This window comes from Polaromonas sp. P1_E3 (genome assembly GCF_056405935.1).
In genome coordinates, this window is the sequence record NZ_JBFUBD010000319.1 from 1 (window position 1) to 3,142 (window position 3,142).

At 57.2% G+C, this 3,142-nt stretch carries 3 protein-coding genes; 1 reads left to right on the forward strand and 2 read right to left on the reverse strand.

From position 1 onward, the window contains the following. Nucleotides 1–393 (reverse strand): acetolactate synthase small subunit (gene ilvN / locus AC1D0Z_RS18495; protein ID WP_477659657.1); only part of this gene is annotated, 393 nt, incomplete at its 3' end. Nucleotides 394–505: 112 nt separating this feature from the next. Further along, nucleotides 506–2,290, reverse strand: coding sequence for an acetolactate synthase 3 catalytic subunit (locus AC1D0Z_RS18500; RefSeq protein ID WP_477659658.1), 1,785 nt, complete (start codon nt 2,288–2,290; stop codon nt 506–508). A 323-nt stretch (nt 2,291–2,613) separates the two neighbouring features. Between AC1D0Z_RS18500 and AC1D0Z_RS18505 the strand changes: the two genes are divergently transcribed. Then, on the forward strand, nt 2,614–3,142 hold a 529-nt coding region (locus AC1D0Z_RS18505), incomplete at its 3' end, for an RNA polymerase sigma factor (protein WP_477659659.1).

Below are 3,142 nucleotides of genomic sequence, written 5' to 3' on the forward strand. Positions count from 1 at the left end.
GTTTTTGGACTGGTCGCCAGTCAACTCGATCGTGTAGCTTTTCTCGGTCACGTCGATGATTCGCCCGCGGAATAYATCAGCCATGCGCTTCATCTCTTCGCGCTCCTTGCCGACCGCGCGCACCTTGACCATCATGAGCTCGCGCTCGGTATAAGAGCCTTCAGTCAGGTCCACGACCTTGACGACCTCGATAAGGCGGTTCAGGTGTTTGGTGATTTGTTCGATGACGTCGTCAGAGCCCGTGGTCTGTATCGTCATGCGCGACAGGCTCGGATCCTCCGTCGGGGCGACGGTCAGGCTTTCGATGTTGTAGCCGCGCGCCGAAAACAGGCCGACCACGCGGGAAAGAGCGCCCGGCTCGTTTTCCAGCAAAACTGCAATGATGTGTTTCATAAGAAGATTCCTCTTTTCGCTGCCCTCCCCTGCGCACGGTAATGCGCAGGCTCGGCAGACAATAGATTCGTCAGGTGACGGTGAATGAATGAGTGTGTGGCGGCGGGAGTGCTTAGAGGTCTTCCGACCCCAGCAGCATTTCAGTAATACCCTTGCCGGCCTGCACCATCGGGAACACATTTTCTGTTGGATCCGTACGGAAATCCATGAACACCGTGCGGTCCTTGAGCTTGCGGGCTTCGCGAAGCGCCGGCTCCACGTCCTGCGGTTTTTCGATCAGCATGCCGACGTGCCCATAGGCTTCGGCCAGCTTCACGAAATTGGGCAATGCGTCCATGTAGCTACTGCTATAGCGGCCTTCATAGTCAATTTCCTGCCACTGTCGCACCATGCCCAGGTAACGGTTGTTCAGCGAGACGATCTTGATTGGGGTGTTGTACTGCAGGCAGGTCGACAGCTCCTGGATGCACATCTGCACCGAACCTTCGCCCGTGATACAGAACACTTCCGAGTCGGGTTTGGCCAGCTTGATACCCATGGCATAGGGAATGCCGACGCCCATCGTGCCCAGGCCGCCCGAATTGATCCAGCGGCGCGGCTCGTCAAATTTGTAGTACTGGGCGGCCCACATCTGGTGCTGGCCCACGTCCGACGTGATGTAGGTGTCGGCATCCTTGGTCAATTTCCAGAGGGTTTCAACCACATGCTGGGGCTTGATGACGTCCCCCTTGCCCATGCTGTACTTCATGCAGTCGCGCTTGCGCCAGCCTTCGATCGTTTCCCACCAGCCACCAAGGGCATTGGCGTCGGGCTTGAGGCCGGACTCCTTGATCATGCTGATCAGTTCAGTCAGCACGTCCTTCACGTCGCCCACGATGGGAATGTCGACCTTCACACGCTTCGAAATACTGGAAGGATCGATGTCGATGTGGATGATCTTGCGTTCGTTCTGCGCGAAATGCTTGGGGTTGCCGATCACACGGTCATCAAACCGGGCACCGACGGCCAGCAACACGTCGCAGTTCTGCATCGCGTTATTGGCTTCAATGGTGCCGTGCATGCCCAGCATGCCGAGGAATTTTTTGTCGCTGGCAGGGTATGCGCCCAGGCCCATCAAGGTGTTGGTACAAGGATAGCCCAGCATGTCGACCAGGGTGCGCAGCTCCTGCGAGGCATTGCTGAGCAATACGCCGCCGCCGGTATAGATATACGGGCGCTTTGCCGACATGAGCAGTTGCAGAGCCTTGCGGATCTGCCCGCCATGGCCTTTGCGCACCGGGTTGTAGGAACGCATCTCAACGGTTTGCGGATAGCCGTTGTAAGGCACCTTGTTGAAGGACACGTCTTTCGGGATGTCAACAACCACAGGGCCGGGCCGACCGCTGCGGGCGATATGAAACGCCTTTTTCAAGGTTTCGGCCATCTGCCGCGCATCCTTGACCAGAAAGTTGTGCTTCACGATGGGTCGGGTAATACCGACTGTGTCGCACTCCTGGAAGGCATCCAGCCCAATGGCATGGGTGGGAACCTGCCCCGTGATGATGACCATCGGGATGCTGTCCATGTACGCGGTGGCAATGCCGGTCACGGCATTGGTCACACCAGGACCGGAGGTGACCAGCGCCACGCCGACTTCACCAGTGGCGCGCGCATAGCCGTCGGCTGCGTGCACAGCGGCCTGCTCATGGCGCACCAGGATGTGCTGGATCGAATCCTGTTTGTAGACGGCGTCGTAAATATGCAGGACTGCACCGCCCGGATAACCCCACATGTATTTGACGCCTTCGGCCTGAAGGGACTTCATGAGGATTTCCGCGCCGCGGAGTTCCTGGGGGTTTGTATTTGTGTTGGCAGACGCAGCTGCCGCGGAAGCGATTTCCGCTTTGGAGATTTCCATGATGAACCTTTGTGAATTTCTCTAACGAAATACCTTGGGTGCCTCTTTGCCCACTCTTGTGAAGCGGCATTGAGACTTGAGGCCAAAACCATGAGCGGAAACATAAACCGCCGAGTCATGACCCGTTTGCCTTTTGAATTGCAAGCCGTATTATGGCATTTCGCGTTGCGCAATGGCCGCACGTGGTGAAAAAACGCCGCCGGCGGCGCCCGGGATGCGATAATTTTTCAGCTGTATCCTTGGATGCATGCCTGATTTGGCATCGGCTGCGAGTACCTCGCAGACCACCCGTGCAGCGCTGGACGAACCGGAACCCCACACCGTTGGCAACTGAACAAGAACTCTCGGATTTCCTGAAAAGCGTTGAAAAACGGGCTTTCAAGCGCAGCATCTACCACGTGCGGGATGAAGAAGCTGCTCTCGACATCGTTCAGGACAGCATGATGAAGCTGGCGCAGCACTACGGCGACAAGCCGGCGGCGGAGCTGCCCATGCTGTTCCAGCGCATCCTGGCCAACACCACACTGGACTGGTTTCGCCGCCGCAAGACACGAAACGCGCTTTTCTCGAACATGAGCGATTTCGAATCGCAGGGTGAAGACGGAGATTTCGATCTTCTGGAAACTTTAGAGAGCCTGACCAACTCAGAAGGTACGGAGACCGCGCAGGATGCCACCGAGCGGGCGCAGATATTGCATGAGATCGAACTAGAGGTAAAGGAATTGCCGGGCCGTCAACGGGAAGCCTTTCTGATGCGTTACTGGGAGGAAATGGATGTCGCTGAAACAGCAGCCGCCATGGGCTGTTCGGAGGGCAGTGTCAAAACACATTGCTCCCGCGCGGTTCACGCCC

Coding starts and splice junctions, on each gene's coding strand:
- AC1D0Z_RS18500 (WP_477659658.1), bottom strand. CDS start 2,290: ATGGAAATCTCCAAAGCGGAAATCGCTTCCGCGGCAGCTGCGTCTGCC.